Origin of the sequence: Staphylococcus sp. GDY8P94P (genome assembly GCF_017892255.1) — a bacterium.
Taxonomy (GTDB): Bacteria; Bacillota; Bacilli; order Staphylococcales; family Staphylococcaceae; genus Staphylococcus; species Staphylococcus cohnii.
Map to the genome: position 1 here is coordinate 185,590 of NZ_JAESKU010000008.1, position 17,074 is coordinate 202,663.

A 17,074-nucleotide genomic window follows, 5' to 3' on the forward strand; every position below is an offset into this window, starting at 1 on the left:
TGTTAATTTAGTAAAAACATTTGCACAAAAATGATTAATGGGAGTGGAACTGAAATTACATACATTTCATTGTTCCACTCCCATTTTTCATTTATATATAGCTTTATTTTGGAGTCATACATAATGATTGACCAATGCTCCAAATCACTATGCTTTATTGTACTTAGCGACATTTTTAAGGCTAATCACTAAAATAAATGCTACTAATGCAATTGCAGCTGAAAAATAAGTAGTTGCGTAAACATTTAAGTTCGATACTACTAATCCACCTACAATACCACCGATACCAATACCTGCGTTTAAACTAGACATATTCCAACTCATCACTTGACTCGTATCACCTTCAACATGCTCTATAATGCCACTTTGCACAGCTGGATTAGTACTCCATTGCATAATATTCCAGATAAAGATAATCATGAGTAACAAACCAGTTCCTGGTAAAAACATATTAAGCAGTAGCATCATAACAATAAACACAGCTGTCGCAATGACCAACCAACGTTTGCTTGTAAGTCTATCTGATAAAAAGCCACCCATTGATGTTCCGATTACTCCTGCAATACCATTGATTAATAATGCAATTGAAACAAATGATAATTGATGTCCACCGGAAAGGATTAAAGGATTAATATAAATGAAAGTAACCGAGTTGGCTACTAATAATAAAAACGTGATGCCCAAATATTTTGTAACTTCAACAGGTCTTAACACTTTGGAATAAGTATTTGAACGACTTGATCCTGTGTCTGTCTCAGTATTTGATGACAGATGATCACTTAGTTTTGGAATATAGATATACATTAAGATGCCTACGAACAAACTAATAATTACAATAAATAAAAACGTATATCTCCAACCAACTAAATCACCTATCACTGTCCCAATCGGCACACCAAAAACATTTGCACCGCTAAAGCCAGAATAGACAATACCGATCATTTTTCCTCGGTGTTGTGGTGCAGTTAATAATGCAGTTAAAGCTAATATTTTAACCACGATTAAAGCTGCAGCTGCAGATGATAAGATACGTCCAATAACTAAAATAGAAAAATTAGGCGCAATTGCAATAATAATATTGCCTACAACAAATGCAAACAGCGCCCATAATAAAACCATACGTGGTGAAAAACGATTCGTTAACTTAACTAAAATAGGTCCTGCTATTGCAAAAGTAATTGCATATAATGTAACTAATTGTCCGATAATTGCTTCAGAAACATGCAAATCACTACTCATCAAATTCATAATACCAGCAACCATCATTTCAACCATTCCAACAATAAATATACTTAGTATAAAGGTAAATATGCGCATGACTGACATAAATATCCTCCTCTCTTTTATGTGATTTCAAAATTCTATAACTGCTACATTATAAACCATTCGTCAATATATATGAATACTTAGCAATACATGTTCTTAAATTCATTTCAAAAAACAGGAAACAGAAGAGGCATCAAAAACCATTTTGATACCTCTTCACGTTCCCTGCCAATCTCAGCTTAAAATTTCGCATAAAATAGATTTGACTATAGAAATTAAAATAATGTTCATGATAACAAGCATGTATAAAATACGTTTAGCGATTGTCTTTAGGGATATGTCGCGCAATTAATTGATCTCGTTCATTAAAGAACTGACGATAACTTAAATATGTTGCAATCAACGCTGACATAATAGTGGCTGTCGTATGAATGAATACTACTAATAGCTGAAATTTTACAGCTTCCAATGGATCTACACCACCGATAATCAACCCTGTCATCATACCTGGTATCGAAACAATACCATACGTTTTTACTGAATCTATCGTTGGCACAATTGCCGTTTTGATACTTTCACGTATTGTTCCTTTGGAAGCGCGTTTTGGATTTGCACCTAATGCTAATTTGGCTTCGATTTGACTCATTTCTTTAACAAACTCACGATCTAAATTCTGATACGCAAGATTGATTGCAATCAAACCATTGCTTCCAAGCATCCCTGCAATTGGAATCACTTCATTAGGTTTGAATTCAATTGCGCCCGTGACTACAATACCCACTAATGGTAAGGCTACGCCAATAAAGATTGCGATAAAAGAAATCCAAAACACATGATGCATAACGGGTGAAGCTCTACTTATCGTATTCCATGATGCATTGATGATGATGATTAATACAAATAAAAGCAACAACCATGTTTGGTTTACATCAAATATAAAATGCAGTAAATAACCTAAAATAACTAATTGAACAACTGCTCTTAACGTTGCAATGAGTAAATCTTTAATGATATGCAACTTTTCTTTGTATGACACAATGATTGGAAAAAGAAGGAGTGTCGCAGTAAGCACTAATGCAGTGGTACTCATCATAATTCCTCCTCCTTCTCAATCTGTCCATCCACAATTCTAATGCGTTTTTGAAAATGTCTCATACTTTGATCATTACTATGTGTAATCCATAAAATTGTTATACCTTCATCTGCAAGTTTAAAGATTAAAGATTCAATTTTCTCACTATTATGTACGTCTAATGCACTTGTTGCTTCATCTAACAATAATACTTTGGGTTTATACATTAACTGTCTCGCTATCGTTACACGTTGACGTTCTCCACCAGAAAGATGATTTACGCTCGTATCAAAGCTATAATGACCTAACCCAACCGACTTCAAAAGTGATTTGGCTCTTTTACGATTGAACTTGTCATTTCTTATTTGTGCAGGGAAAGCTAAATTATCACCAATGGTACTATCAAACAAATCACTTTCTTGTAATAAATAGCTAATTTCCATTCGTAACTTTTCTGGATTAATATTTTCATATGCTTGATTATTAAAATATAGTTCTCCTTCTGTAGGACTTATCAAATTATTAATCAAACGTAACAATGTACTTTTGCCGCTTCCTGAAGGCCCAACAATCGCAATAGTTTCTCCAGCTTTGATTTTCAAATTAATACTGTTAATAATTTGTCGGTTATCTATCCGATATGAAACATTTCTGAGCTCTAACATTTTGAACCTCCTAAATAATATATAGGTTATACCCTATTACGACGATTTAATATCTTGTCATTATTTCGTTAAACCGTTTTATTCAAAAACATACGTTAAATATCATACACTAACATTATTTTAAAAATACAATCGCAATAAAAGAGATAAAATTGTTAAAAGCATGCAATGAAATTGATACAGCTAGGTTTCGCCCACTTTTCAAATACACAAACACCAATCCAATCGCAATAAAAATATAGCTTCCTATTTCAAATGGTGATGTAGCCCCTAATACATGAATACCTGCAAATAATATGACAGATAATACACTTGCAGCAGCATATGTGATTTTCTTACCTAATTCATGAATGATTAGATGTCTAAATAATAACTCTTCAATAATCGGCGTCAAAATAACAATATCTAAAAATAAAAACGGGAGCATCCAATTGTCTCGAAACAGCGCTTCTAAAATCAATTGATTTTGCGTTTCATTATACTGTAATGACTTAGGTAACAAAGTCATAAGCCAATCATATAAATTATTAAATACGAGGGTAAATATGTATACCATAAAAATAATCAAAATATATTTGCGTACTGCCTTAAACCTATCGATCGCAATTGCTGTAACATTTTCTTTAATATGCATTCCATAAAAACTTAATATGATACATATTTCAGCAATAACACCACCAAAAATCAGTATATTCATATCGCTCAAATGATATTTGCTACCTATGTTAAAAATGCCATATGATGCGATTAAAAGCAGCGCTAATATAAGCGGTATAAGATAATTGGCAATGATATAAATAGGGATTAACCAAAAGTCCCTTTTAACAATCTTCTGATGCTGCCAAATATTCTTTTTAGTTAGTTGTGTTGTTAATGGCTTATCAGTCATATGTCACCTTCCTTGTAGCTATTTAACCATAATATAACACAATGCTTTATCATTTTTATAAGTTGATTTACCTTTTCTTTTTGAAAAAAGAATAAATCATTCTGTCCCCATAACTATAGAACGCATTGTAAATTGTATAATTTGTTGTATTATATAACTATATCAAGGGGGAATGTTACATGACTATTTTGACTATTTTACAGTTCATCGTCAACGTAATCATTGTTGTTTGTTTAATAAGCGTACTTGTTTTAGGGGCGGTATTACTTTTTAAAGATAAACGACAAAAGCAACATAGTGTTTTACGCAATTATCCATTACTCGCACGCATTCGATATTTTGGAGAAAAAATAGGGCCTGAGTTACGTCAATATTTATTTTTAGCAGATACCAAGGGTAAACCTTTTTCTCGTAATGACTTCACGAATATTGTATTAGCTGGGAAATATAATTCGAGAATGACTAGTTTCGGTACACAAAAAGATTATGAAGATGGTTTTTACATTCAAAACACTATGTTTCCGTTGCAATCTAAAGAATTACATATTGAACAGGCACCGTTGATTTCATCATTCATTTATACAATTGAAAATGAAAGACTATTTAATCGTGATGAACACCGTACAAAAACAGAGATAGATCCATTCTATTTAACAGATGAAGATGCTATTATTTTGGGTTCTGAATTGGAACATCCTTTCAAACTTAAAAGACTGGTTGGTCAATCAGGAATGAGTTATGGCGCTTTAGGGAGTCATGCGATTACGGCGCTATCAAAAGGATTAGGACAAGCTGGAACATGGATGAATACAGGTGAAGGTGGATTATCAAAACATCATTTATCAGGTAATGCAGATATCATCTTCCAGATAGGGCCCGGTTTATTTGGTGTACGAGATGCGTCAGGGCAATTTGATATCAATGCTTTCCAAGAGTTAGCAAATAAAGATGCTGTTAAAGCTTTTGAAATCAAATTAGCACAAGGTGCAAAAACACGAGGCGGTCATATGCAAGGTAATAAAGTAACACAGGAAATAGCTGACATTCGTAATGTTGAACCTTGGAAGACGATTAACTCACCTAACCGCTTTGACTCTATTGATGATCCAACCGATTTATTAAACTGGGTTACACAATTACAAAAAGTTGGTCAAAAGCCTGTTGGATTTAAAATTGTAATCAGTAAAGTATCAGAAGTTGAAGCGCTCGCACAAACAATGATTGAAACAAATCAATTTCCGAATTTCATTACTATTGATGGAGGCGAAGGTGGCACTGGCGCAACATTTCAAGAATTGCAAGATGGCCTAGGTTTGCCTTTATTCACTGCTTTACCAATTTTAACTGGTGTACTCGAGAAGTATGGTATACGCAATCGAATTAAAGTGTTTGCATCAGGTAAACTTGTAACACCTGATAAAATTGCTATTGCATTAGGTCTAGGTGCTGATTTAGTCAATGTTGCACGCGGTATGATGATTAGTGTCGGATGTATTATGAGTAGACAATGTCACATGAACACATGTCCTGTAGGTGTCGCAACGACAGATCCAAAGCGTGAAAAAGGATTGATTATAGATGAAAAAAAATATCGCGTCACTAATTTTGTAACTAGCTTGCATGAAGGTTTATTTAATATTGCTGCCGCTGTAGGTGTAACCTCCCCGACTCAGATATCGAAAGAACATATTATTATCATAAAGAAAGATGGTAATATTCAATCCATACATGATTATAAATTAAAACTACTAAACTATAATTAACTGCAAATATTAAAGCAGACAAGCACACAAACATCTTTGGTTAAAAAATAAATTTTAACAACATCTAGAAAGATACATTGAACAGAAATCTAATTTTATTTTAAATTTTTTCGTCGCCCCACCGTGACAATAAGGACTAGAATTGAAAAAAGTATAAAATGATTACCTATAATGACAAAATGAAGGCATCTGGAACGAATCAATGATGTCCCCGACGCCTTCATTTTGCAAATATTTATCTCTCAATAGTTCCATTTTTAAATAGAACTATTCAATTGCTCTGTTAGCTTAGTTTCTATTGTTTCTTGTTTATCTTCAAGTGGCTTAAATTCAAATGAATTACCATTAATAAAAACGGTCGGAATGCCTTTAATCCCTCTTTCAAATGCTTCTTCATTGATTGCTAACGAACGATCGTCAGCTTCTTTACGTGGTACAAGATTATATTCTTCTTCCATTTTTGTTTCAATTGTTGCAAAGTTAACTTTCCATTGCGCTTGCGTATTATACAATTCACGAATAATGTCTAAAGTTTTTTCAGGTTGTTGGTAGTTTAAATATATATTTGCTACAGTTCCTTTTAATAATCCTTGTTTAGTTTTATCAAAATGTTTGATTGTATGTTGAACTTTCCCTTGATCAATCAATGGCTTTAATACAGTGTCTGCAGCGAAAAAGTAGTTTTTGCAATACGGACAAGCGAAATTGATAAATGATTCTACTTTTATAGGTGCTGATTCTGAGCCAATTGTTAAATAATTAATTTCTGTCATTGTCTATCCCTCCACTTTGTTTATAATTATATTGAATCATGGACAGTTAGTGAATGCACACGTTTAGTCTTACTAAATCATTCAATGCAAACTTCAGCTGTATATAATCTATTAAATTAATAAAACAAAGCTCAATCAATTAGTTTATAAAGTAGTTCATGATAAAATGAATATAAATATTTTTATTAGGGGGTATAACATGAACAATTCAATCAAATTATTAGAATCATTAACAAATGTTGACGGTATTGCAGGACATGAAAAAGCAGTAAAAACACTTATGCGTGATTATTTGTCACCGGTAAGTGATGAAATTGTTGAAGACAATCTGGGTGGTATTTTCGGTAAAAAAACTACATCTACTGGTAATAAGACATTAATGGTAGCAGGACATTTAGATGAAATCGGTTTTGTGGTTACTCAAATTGATAAAGATGGATTTTTAAAATTCACACCGATTGGTGGTTGGTGGAATCAAGTGATGTTATCTCAAAAAGTAACTGTCACAACTGATGAAGGTAAGAAAATCAGAGGTATTATCGGCTCCAAACCACCGCACGCCTTGTCACCGGAAGAACGTAAAAAAAATGTAGAAATTAAAGATATGTTTATTGATATTGGAGTTAAAAGTAAGAAAGAGGCTGAACAATTCGGCATCGAAATCGGCAATATGATCACACCATACAGTGAGTTTGAAACACTGGCAAATAGCAAGTACTTAACTGCTAAAGCTTTTGATAATCGTTACGGCTGTGCACTTGCTGTTGATGTTTTAAACAACCTAAAAAAAGAATCCATTGATATTAACTTAGTTTCAGGCGCAAACGTACAAGAAGAAGTGGGTCTTCGTGGTGCTAAAGTTGCAGCTAATAAGATCAAACCTGACTTAGCACTTGCTGTCGATGTTGCTGTTGCCTATGACACACCAGGTATGTCTGGTCAAACGAGTGAGACAGCTATTGGACAAGGACCTGTAGTCATTATTATGGATGCTTCAAATGTTGGTCATGTTGGTTTTATTAATCATATTAAAAAAGTAGCTAAAAAACATAATATAGATATCCAATTAGATTCTACGCCTGGTGGTGGTACAGATGCTGGAAGTATTCATGTTGCCAATGAAGGTGTTCCTACAGTTTCTATTGGGGTAGCTCTACGTTATATGCATTCAAATGTTTCTGTATTGCATACAGATGATTATAAAAATTCCGTAGCCTTAGTAACTGAAATCGTTAAATCTTTAAACGACGATGCAGTAGATAACATCATTTGGTAAACAACTCAAATATATAAAAATTAAAGCCGTAAACATGAGTAACATCACTTTGTTTACGGCTTTTTTATGATATTTAATAACAATTAATTTCAAATTATATCATTCTTAATATGAATTATTCCGTAGAGTTTTTCCAACGCGCATCACTTAACATTTCTCCCGGCCAAGTGTATGCCGTCACACCACCATCAATTGTAATGGTTTCACCTGTTATAAACGAACTGTCATCAGAAGCCAAGAAAGCAATGAGTTTACCTACTTCATCAGGTGTTCCCAAGCGTCCTAAAGGTGTAACCCACTTCTGATTTTCTCTAAATATTTGCCCTTGTTCATCTTCTTTGGTACCCGTCAATTTATCTACAAGTGGTGTTTCTATCGTACCTGGTGCGACTGCATTCGCTCTTATATGTTCACGTCCATATTCTATCGCTGTTGATCGAGTGAAATTGATGATACCTGCTTTTGCAGCGTTATATGCCGAACGATTTAAATCTGCAGCATTTCCAGAAAATGACGCCATATTAATGACGGAGCCACCGTTTGACATCATTAATGGTAAAAAGAATTTAGTCATTAGAAATGTCCCTCTTAAATCAACATTCATAATTCTATCAAACACATCAATTGGAAATTCATGAATACGTCCAGCACCATTATCAATACCAGCATTATTAAACAAAATATCAATGTGTTCATAATCTTCTTGAATAGATTGTGCCAGCCTTTCGACTGCATGTGCATCTGATACATCAACAATATATCCTGATGCTTTATTACCTGTCTGATTGATTGCTTTTACAGTATCATGTACAGAATCGGAAATATCAATAGCTAAAACATGTGCCCCTTCTTCAGCCAATATATGGGCAGAAGCAGATCCAATGCCAGTACTTGCGCCTGTTATTACAGCAATCTTATTTTCTAATCTTTTCATCTATAACATATCTCCTTTTATTTCTCTTCTTTTTAATTTAATTACTCTGTAATGCATTTCCTTTTTCAACCACTTTTAAAACCTTTATATAAAGCTTTCATAGATGCTTTTCTATAGAAATTCAAAATTTATCATACTCATTTCAAAATGAGTTTGTTATAATTTCGATAACTTATTGGGGAGGTAATAAAAATGGCGTCGAATATTAGAGAAAAACCGACAATGATAAATAAATTCTTGAACATTGTAGAAAAAATTGGAAATAAATTACCTGATCCAAGTATATTGTTTTTTCTAATGTGTCTTGGACTTGCAATCATTACGTGGATTGTTTCACTTTTTCACGTCACTGTAAAACATCCTGGTACAGGAAATACCATTGCTATCAAAAATATTTTAAGCAAAGATGGTATTTCTATGATATTAAATGATGCGATCAAAAACTTCTCTGAGTTTCCTGCGCTTGGTTTAGTATTGTCAGTGATGCTTGGGGTTGGCATAGCTGAAAGAACAGGTTATTTTGATAAATTAATGGTACAAATTGTTCATAAAGCACCGAAACAAATTATTGTACCAGTAATTATACTCATAGGTATTATTGGTAATGCTGCTGGTGATGCAGCACCAATTGTTTTGCCACCATTAACTGCTATGGTCTTCATTAAATTAGGATATCACCCTATTGCTGGGTTAGCGATGGCTTACGCATCAGCACTTGGTGGATTTTCTGCGAACGTCATGATAGGAATGTCAGATGCATTGCTTTATGCTTTTACAGAACCAGCAACAAAAATCGTTTCTGATAAAATCACAGTTAATGTAGCTATGAATTGGTACTTTATTGCAGCTAGTGTTGCTGTTTTATTACCAGCAGTTTATTGGGTGACAATGCGCTTTGTCATCCCACGTTTAGGATCATATGATGATACGCAGTCTAATATTAAAATTGATGATGACAATCACGGTCTAACGTCTAAAGAGAGTAAGGCTGTGTTTTGGGCAAATATAAGTTTTATCACAACGCTTATTTTACTTATCCTTATGGCAATACCACAAAATAGTTTCTTAAGAAATGCTAAAACTGGTAGTTTATTGAATGACTCCCCTATTATCAATGGCGTTGGGCTGATTATTTTGCTTATTTTTTTAGTGCCTGGTTTGGTATATGGCATAATAATGAAAGAATTTAACAGTTCGAAAGATTTAGGTAAAATGCTCTCTGATTCAATGGCTTCCATGGGATCTTTTATCGTTATCGTCTTTTTTGCAGCACAATTACTGGCATTTTTAGAATGGAGTAATTTAGGTATGATCGTAGCAGTAAAAGGTGCTGAGGTACTTCAAGGTCAAAACGGAATCGTCCTTATTTTAGGTGTGATTTTTTTAGGCGCGCTTATTAATTTATTAGTCGGTAGTGCATCTGCAAAGTGGGGAATACTTGCTCCTATATTTATTCCAATGTTGGTGATTGTTGGCTTTCATCCTGCATTCACACAAATGTTGTATAGAATCGGTGATTCAATTAGTAACCCTATTACACCAATGATGCCCTATTTGCCACTACTTTTATCTTATGCTCAAAAATATGATAAAAATATGAAGTTAGGCTCGTTATTATCTAGTTTAATGCCTTATACGATTATTCTGAGTATCGTATGGCCAATATTCATGATTATATGGTACCTGCTAGGCTGGCCATTAGGCCCAGGAGGACCTTTAAACGTCAAATAATATGACATAAACATGATTAAGTTTTAACCTATATAAACAACACAGTCATTGATTGAACAATATTTAATTGAAATATCACAAATCATGCTATTTATTGTAATATTAAAGATGAAAGTGGGTAAATAAACTTTATAATAACTATTTACCTCATATGTACAGGAGGAGATTATGGAACGAATCGGATTAATAGACATCGGATCAAATACAATTAGATTAGTTATTTTTGAGTTCGATGCTAAAACAGGATTAAATGAAATTTTAAATATCAAAACACCAGCACGCTTAAGTCAATATTTAACAGATGATTTAACGATGAACCAGGATGGTATCGAGGTGTTGACGACAACGTTACACAGCTTTAAAAGTGTCGCTAATAAATTTGAAGTCAACGAATTACATCCTGTTGCGACAGCTGCTATTAGACAATCTACGAATCAAAAAGAAATTATCAGCCATATTAAAAGTGAACTTAATATCAATATCAAAATTATTCCTGAACAGGAAGAAGCTTTTTATGGTTTTTATGCAATCACCCACACTACCGATGTAGAAAATGGTGTTTCTATCGATATCGGTGGTGGTTCTACAGAAGTTACTTTATTCAAAGATAAGACCATCATCGAGGCTCATAGTTTTCCATTCGGTGTTGTAACTTTAAAGCGAAAGTTCTTTGAAGATAAAGATCATAATGATAAATCTGCAATTAAGGCAATGGAAAAATTTTTATCTAAACAATTCGAACAACTGCCATGGTTGCAAGACCAAGAAATCGCTTTAGTCGGCATTGGTGGATCAGCGCGTAACGTTGCACGCATTCACCAGTCAGAACATTCCTATCCTATTGGCGGTGTTCATAACTATTCGATGTCTGAGGAAGATATGGATGAGGTATATAAAATCATTAAAAAAAGTTCACGCGATGACTTAAAAGATATTGATGGATTAAGTAGAGATCGTATAGACATCATACTTCCAGCAGTATCTGTATTCAAATCTTTATTTGAACAAATCAATGCAACCCACTTCACTTTCTCACGTAAAGGGTTACGTGAAGGCTATATAATGAAGCTGATATCTGAACGTCATCCCCAAGAATTTAAAAAAGAAAATATAAGAAAAGATGCATTATATCATTTGGCAAATGAATATAGCATCGAAGAATCTAGTGCAAAACAACGTGTTAAATTGGCTCAATCATTGTTGTCACAACTGATTGATTTAGATAAGATTCAAGTTACTAAAAAAGAACAAGAACTTTTTGCGGAAGGCGCATATTTATATTATTTAGGAAGATTTATTGACGCTGATTCTAGTTCACCACATACGTATTACATTATAGCTAATTCAATGATTGATGGTTTTCCACATGAAGATCGCGTCAAACTCGCAATGTTAGCAAGTTTTAAAAATAAATCACTTTTAAAATTTTATAGCCAAGAAACCGAATGGTTACGTGGCAAAGAATTGGACCATGTTCAATTTTTAGGCGGTATCATCAAATTTGTAAATGCGCTAAATATATCACATACCAGCCCAGTAGAAAGTGTTGAATTACAAGAAGAAGATGGCGCATATACTTTATATGTCCGTTACATTGGTGAACCGATTGCTGAAGAATATCAATCTCATAGACAGAAAAAGCATATCGAGAAAATTTTAAAAGAGAATCTTTCTATCATCTTTACAAAATCTTAAAATTCATATGATAAATTGTACGTAGCAAAATATGTTAACAAGACTACAATAAGGTGGAATTAGAATTATGCAAAAGAAATTGGGAGAGAGAGATTTAAATTTACCACAATATTATAATAATAGAGAGCTCAGTTGGTTAGATTTTAACTATCGTGTATTACAAGAAGCCGAAGATAAAAATAATCCTTTATTGGAACAGTTAAAATTTATTTCTATATTTAGTTCTAACTTGGATGAATTCTTTATGGTGCGCGTAGCTGGCCTGCAAGATCAAGTTAAAATGGGCTATGATAAACCTGAAAACAAAGCGCAACTCACACCGAAAGAACAACTTGAGCAAATTAAAATAAAAAATAAAAAGTATGTAGATTTACAATATGCACGTTATAACGAATTAGTAGAGCTGTTAAAACAACATCGTGTGGAAGTGACAAAACCTGAATCTTTACCAGAGTCTTTATTACCACAGTTAGAGCGTGAATTTAAAACGGGCATCCTACCTACATTAACACCATTAGGTATCGATGCTTATCATCCTTTCCCAAAATTAAACAATAAGAGTTTGAATATATTTGTAGATATTGATACAGATGATTCAATTAATTCAGCTATTGTACAAATACCATCATTAATTCCAAGATTTTATACATTAAATCAAGGTCAAACTCAATATATTGTAATGTTGGAAGATATTATCACATATTACATTAATGAATTGTTCACTGGCTATGAAGTGTTAAATACCTTCACCTTTAGAATCACTCGTAATGCCGATTTAACCATCCATGAAGATGGTGCCGAAGATTTGTTAATTGAAATAGAACGCTTTTTAAAAGAACGTAAACGAGGAACAGCAGTACGTTTAGAGATAGACGGAAGACACGCAACCTATGAAGATGTCGTTTGGATTATCAATCAGTTGGAAGTTCACGATAATGATGTTTATTTTGTAGATGGTCCATTAGATTTAACACTGCTATTCGATCTTGTAGACCATTTATCTAACAGTTTAAAACATTTAACATATAATAAGTATCTACCACAGCCACCTCAATCCTTGGGTAATGAAGACATTTTCAAGCTATCATTAAAACGTGATATTTTCTTCCATCATCCCTATGAATCATTTGAACCAATTGTAGATTTCATTCGTGACGCCGCAAATGATCCGAACACGATTGCTATTAAACAAACATTATATCGCGTAAGTAAAGATTCACCTATAATTAATAGTTTGAAAACTGCTGCAGAAAATGGCAAGCAAGTGACTGTTCTTGTTGAATTAAAGGCCCGTTTTGATGAGGAAAATAATGTTCACTGGGCAAGAATGTTAGAAGATGCAGGCTGTCATGTTATTTATGGTATGACATATCTGAAGACACATAGTAAAATTTCACTTGTGGTCAAACGAAACAATCATCAGCTTACGTCGTTTGTACACTTAGGCACTGGAAACTATAACGATAAAACAGCAAAATTATACACAGATATGGGGATTATCACAACAAATCAAGAAATAGCAGAAGACGCTATTAACTTCTTTAACTATCTAAGTGGATATACACTGAAACCTAAATATAATAAACTCATTGTAGCCCCATACGACATACGTGATGTATTCTTAGCTCGAATAGATAAAGAAATCATATCACATCGTGAAAACGGAAATGGAAAAATAATGATGAAGATGAATTCATTAACAGATAAAGATATTATTCTTAAATTATTTGAAGCTTCTCGTGCCGGTGTAAAAGTAAAATTAATTATCCGTGGTATTTGTTGCTTAAAACCAGGTATACCAGATGTCAGTGATAATATTGAAGTAGTAAGTATCGTTGGCCGTTTCCTTGAACATTCTCGTATCTATTATTTCCATAATAATGGTGATGAAAAAATCTATCTCTCTTCAGCTGATGCGATGACACGTAATATGATTAAACGTGTCGAGATCTTATTCCCTGTCGATGATAAAAACATTGCTAAACGTTTATTAGATTATATGAATTTACAATTATCAGATAATCAAAAGGGTCGTTATCAGGACCAACAAGGTTATTACCATTACATTCATAATAATTTATCACCATTAAATTCACAGGCTTATTTAATGAAAGAAGCGATAACATTTGGCCAAAAATTAAAAGAGGCTTCTACCATTCCACAACAAGTACCAATACAACATAAAAATAGATGGTTTTCTAAACTTAAAGATACGTTTAAACGTTGATAAAGTCCCACTTCTCAATTTATTGAGTTAGTGGGACTTTATGCATGAGCTACAGCTCAGGTAATCCTTAAATCCTAGTCATCTTTGCCGTTTTCAAACGACGTAACCATTTTTAAATATAATAGACCCATACCATTCTAATCCTATATTATTTTTGTATATAAGGTATATAACATCTTAAGTATCAAATTTTGCTATAATGATGACTAAATACAATCTAATTTATGAGGTGGTCATTTATGATAAATGTTGAAACATTAAAAAGTAGCTTTCCCCTACTCAATGACATGCAACAGTATAGGCCGATATTTTGGAAAAATCCAAATTTCCGTAATGATGAAACTTTACCATTTTCATTAGATGATATAGAAGACGCTGCAACAAGACTAGAACGTTTTAGCAGCTATATACGTAATGTTTTTCCTGAAACTGAAAAAGACCATGGCCTCATTGAATCACCACTAAAAGCAATTCCTTTTATGCAACAATCATTAGTTGACTCTGAACAACTTGAACAAAGTGGTAAATTATGGCTTAAATGTGATAGTCATCTTGCTATTTCAGGTTCTATCAAAGCAAGAGGTGGTATATATGAAGTTCTAAAACTAGCTGAATCTATCGCTATAAAAGAATGTGGTTTAAAATATACGGATAATTATAAAGTTTTATCTGAACCAAAATATAAAGCGTGCTTTCGTAAATATACCGTTGCTGTCGGTTCAACTGGTAACCTGGGTTTAAGTATTGGCATTATGAGCGCACAATTAGGCTTTCAAGTCATCGTACATATGTCTAGTGACGCGCGTCAGTGGAAGAAAGACTTACTTCGTTCACGTGGTGTTGAAGTTGTTGAACACCAATCCGATTATCAATACGCAGTTGCTGAAGGACGAAAAGCTGCAGAAAATGATCCTACTTGTCATTTCGTAGATGACGAGGGTTCTGCTGATCTATTCTTAGGTTATACTGTTGCTGCATTACGGTTAAAAACACAACTTAATAATGAAGGCATACAAGTAGACGCTCAACATCCTCTTTTTGTATATCTGCCTTGTGGTGTTGGAGGAGGCCCAGGTGGTGTTGCCTTTGGATTAAATCAAGTATTTGGTGACCATGTGTATTGTCTATTCGCTGAACCTACACATGCGCCATGCATGACATTAGGTATGATGACACAACTTCATGACCAAATAGCTGTAACAGATATTGGATTAGACGGCCGTACTGATGCAGATGGTCTTGCTGTTGCTAGACCTTCAAAACTCGTTGGTCATATAATGAATTCATTATTATATGGTGCTTTTACTGTAGAAGATCAACAAATGTACCAATATTTATATCAGCTAAGCCAAAAAGAACGTACCTTTGTCGAACCTTCTGCAGCATCTGGTTTCGCAGGTTTAAAAGCAGTGTTGGAACATGCTGATAAAAACCATTTTAATTTATCCGATGCAAATCATATCGTATGGGCAACTGGTGGCAATATGGTACCTAAGGAAGAAATGTTAAAGTATGTGGCTCAAGGCAAACAATCATAAACTTAAGCGATTTAGAATCACATCTGACCAGGCACTCGAATGATAATATTTAAATCATTCATATTTAAAGTTTCACCCTACTTTATGCGTTGTTCGACGTCTTCTCTAAATCAAATCATATATAATCTGCTATATAAATTGATGACGTTAAACATGAATGTAATGCTATTTTTTATCAATACAATGGACTTAAAGTGGTATCATCTAATACTATTTTCAATCTAAAACCTAAAGCAAAATTTTAGGTTTTATTTTTATACACATAAATATGATATAAAAGCCATTTTAATCACTTTGCAAAGATTATTTTCTGAATATTTATTGAATTCTAAAATCAACTGTGTTAAAGTATGTTTTATCAATTTACTTTAGTTCGGTAGAGAAACAAAGTATTTAATAAAGGATGGTCATTATATTATGGATACGAAAGCACTTATTAATAATAAAGAACAAGAACTAGCTTTTTTAAAACATTTTCAACAAGCAGATTTTAAACTTGTTGATTTTAGTTTTATAGAATCATTATCTTGGCAATCACTTACACCTGATGATTTACAACAAATGACGGAACGTAGTTTTTGGCAACATGACCATCATATTTTTGCTTTGCGTAATGATTTCACAGATCAATTATTACGTTACTACAGTAACTATCAACCTGAACAGCAACGTTTAGCATATACTGGTCCCATCGTCAGAAATAACGAAGTCTACACTCAGTTAGGTATCGAACATTACAACCCAACAATTACAGATATGCAAAACGATTTTAAAACGTTTTATAACTTTATTAAGTATACGTTGAATGATGATATCGACTTTGTCATTTTAGGGCATTATCAATTAATAGATTTATTATTAGCTGCTAACGAACAAAATCAAACTATATTAAACCTTATACAAGAACGTAATATTTCAGAGTTAACTGCACAGTTAGGACTTGCACATCCTGTGGTACAGTTACTCACAACTAAAACTACGGAACAACTTGATTTATTAACCCATTTATTTCCGCATGATCATCGTACTATCCAGTCATTACATCGGTGGGAGCAATGGTTTAAATCACAAAATATTACTGAAATTCACCTTGATATAACCCCTAGACCACCACGTTCTTATTACAAAGGATCATTCATGAAATGCCATTTAAAAAACAATAAAACTCAGCGTCTAACTGGTGGATTTTACAAAGGGAAATTAGAAGGCTTTGGACTCGGATTTATACTATAAAAAAGGAGTGAA

Annotated in this window: 13 protein-coding genes; 7 read left to right on the top strand and 6 right to left on the bottom strand. The window is 33.3% G+C overall.

Going from position 1 to position 17,074, the window contains the following annotated elements; all coding sequences use genetic code 11:
• Positions 1-147: 147 nt before the first annotated feature.
• The 4 genes from KA926_RS05350 to KA926_RS05365 form a co-directional block, all read right to left on the bottom strand.
• Positions 148-1,326 (bottom strand): MFS transporter, encoded by a 1,179-nt coding sequence (locus KA926_RS05350; RefSeq protein WP_107384097.1) that lies wholly within the window; start codon positions 1,324-1,326, stop codon positions 148-150.
• A 256-nt stretch (positions 1,327-1,582) separates the two neighbouring features.
• Positions 1,583-2,356 carry an ABC transporter permease gene (locus tag KA926_RS05355; protein ID WP_107384117.1) on the bottom strand — a complete coding sequence of 258 codons (774 nt, stop codon included), beginning with the start codon at positions 2,354-2,356 and terminating at the stop codon, positions 1,583-1,585.
• Positions 2,356-3,003 (bottom strand): ABC transporter ATP-binding protein, encoded by a 648-nt coding sequence (locus KA926_RS05360; protein ID WP_107384098.1) that lies wholly within the window; start codon positions 3,001-3,003, stop codon positions 2,356-2,358. The genes KA926_RS05355 and KA926_RS05360 overlap by 1 nt, the downstream gene beginning before the upstream one ends.
• Positions 3,004-3,118: 115 nt before the next feature.
• Positions 3,119-3,892 (bottom strand): CPBP family intramembrane glutamic endopeptidase, encoded by a 774-nt coding sequence (locus tag KA926_RS05365; RefSeq protein WP_107384099.1) that lies wholly within the window; start codon positions 3,890-3,892, stop codon positions 3,119-3,121.
• A gap of 179 nt (positions 3,893-4,071) precedes the next feature.
• On the opposite strand from KA926_RS05365, the gene KA926_RS05370 reads away from it, so the two are divergent.
• Positions 4,072-5,655: an FMN-binding glutamate synthase family protein gene (locus tag KA926_RS05370; protein ID WP_107384100.1), complete on the top strand. Its 1,584-nt coding sequence runs from the start codon at positions 4,072-4,074 to the stop codon at positions 5,653-5,655.
• Between the two features lie 257 nt (positions 5,656-5,912).
• Here KA926_RS05370 and KA926_RS05375 read toward each other — a convergent pair whose 3' ends face one another.
• On the bottom strand, positions 5,913-6,428 hold the full coding sequence (locus tag KA926_RS05375; RefSeq protein ID WP_107384101.1) for a thioredoxin domain-containing protein: 516 nt from the start codon (positions 6,426-6,428) through the stop codon (positions 5,913-5,915).
• Between the two features lie 199 nt (positions 6,429-6,627).
• On the opposite strand from KA926_RS05375, the gene KA926_RS05380 reads away from it, so the two are divergent.
• Positions 6,628-7,704 (top strand): M42 family metallopeptidase, encoded by a 1,077-nt coding sequence (locus KA926_RS05380; protein WP_107384102.1) that lies wholly within the window; start codon positions 6,628-6,630, stop codon positions 7,702-7,704.
• 115 nt (positions 7,705-7,819) lie between these two features.
• On the opposite strand, the gene KA926_RS05385 is transcribed toward KA926_RS05380, so the two are convergent.
• Positions 7,820-8,638 (bottom strand): SDR family oxidoreductase, encoded by an 819-nt coding sequence (locus KA926_RS05385; RefSeq protein WP_107384103.1) that lies wholly within the window; start codon positions 8,636-8,638, stop codon positions 7,820-7,822.
• A gap of 192 nt (positions 8,639-8,830) precedes the next feature.
• Between KA926_RS05385 and KA926_RS05390 the strand changes: the two genes are divergently transcribed.
• The 5 genes from KA926_RS05390 to KA926_RS05410 all read left to right on the top strand — a co-directional run bounded on the left by KA926_RS05390 (position 8,831) and on the right by KA926_RS05410 (position 17,062).
• Positions 8,831-10,369, top strand: a complete 1,539-nt coding sequence (locus KA926_RS05390) for an AbgT family transporter (protein WP_107384104.1) — start codon at positions 8,831-8,833, stop codon at positions 10,367-10,369.
• A gap of 165 nt (positions 10,370-10,534) precedes the next feature.
• Positions 10,535-12,064 (top strand): exopolyphosphatase, encoded by a 1,530-nt coding sequence (gene ppx, locus KA926_RS05395; protein ID WP_182478551.1) that lies wholly within the window; start codon positions 10,535-10,537, stop codon positions 12,062-12,064.
• 67 nt (positions 12,065-12,131) lie between these two features.
• On the top strand, positions 12,132-14,291 hold the full coding sequence (locus tag KA926_RS05400; protein WP_107386254.1) for an RNA degradosome polyphosphate kinase: 2,160 nt from the start codon (positions 12,132-12,134) through the stop codon (positions 14,289-14,291).
• 239 nt (positions 14,292-14,530) lie between these two features.
• Positions 14,531-15,829 (top strand): D-serine ammonia-lyase, encoded by a 1,299-nt coding sequence (locus KA926_RS05405; protein WP_210143726.1) that lies wholly within the window; start codon positions 14,531-14,533, stop codon positions 15,827-15,829.
• A 417-nt stretch (positions 15,830-16,246) separates the two neighbouring features.
• Positions 16,247-17,062, top strand: coding sequence for an ATP phosphoribosyltransferase regulatory subunit (locus tag KA926_RS05410; RefSeq protein WP_107384108.1), 816 nt, complete (start codon positions 16,247-16,249; stop codon positions 17,060-17,062).
• Positions 17,063-17,074: the final 12 nt, after the last annotated feature.

Bases quoted from the DNA above. Each gene is read 5' to 3' on its own strand.
- KA926_RS05350 (WP_107384097.1), bottom strand. From the start codon at position 1,326: ATGTCAGTCATGCGCATATTTACCTTTATACTAAGTATATTTATTGTT.
- KA926_RS05355 (WP_107384117.1), bottom strand. From the start codon at position 2,356: ATGAGTACCACTGCATTAGTGCTTACTGCGACACTCCTTCTTTTTCCA.
- KA926_RS05360 (WP_107384098.1), bottom strand. From the start codon at position 3,003: ATGTTAGAGCTCAGAAATGTTTCATATCGGATAGATAACCGACAAATT.
- KA926_RS05365 (WP_107384099.1), bottom strand. From the start codon at position 3,892: ATGACTGATAAGCCATTAACAACACAACTAACTAAAAAGAATATTTGG.
- KA926_RS05370 (WP_107384100.1), top strand. From the start codon at position 4,072: ATGACTATTTTGACTATTTTACAGTTCATCGTCAACGTAATCATTGTT.
- KA926_RS05375 (WP_107384101.1), bottom strand. From the start codon at position 6,428: ATGACAGAAATTAATTATTTAACAATTGGCTCAGAATCAGCACCTATA.
- KA926_RS05380 (WP_107384102.1), top strand. From the start codon at position 6,628: ATGAACAATTCAATCAAATTATTAGAATCATTAACAAATGTTGACGGT.
- KA926_RS05385 (WP_107384103.1), bottom strand. From the start codon at position 8,638: ATGAAAAGATTAGAAAATAAGATTGCTGTAATAACAGGCGCAAGTACT.
- KA926_RS05390 (WP_107384104.1), top strand. From the start codon at position 8,831: ATGGCGTCGAATATTAGAGAAAAACCGACAATGATAAATAAATTCTTG.
- KA926_RS05400 (WP_107386254.1), top strand. From the start codon at position 12,132: ATGCAAAAGAAATTGGGAGAGAGAGATTTAAATTTACCACAATATTAT.
- KA926_RS05405 (WP_210143726.1), top strand. From the start codon at position 14,531: ATGATAAATGTTGAAACATTAAAAAGTAGCTTTCCCCTACTCAATGAC.
- KA926_RS05410 (WP_107384108.1), top strand. From the start codon at position 16,247: ATGGATACGAAAGCACTTATTAATAATAAAGAACAAGAACTAGCTTTT.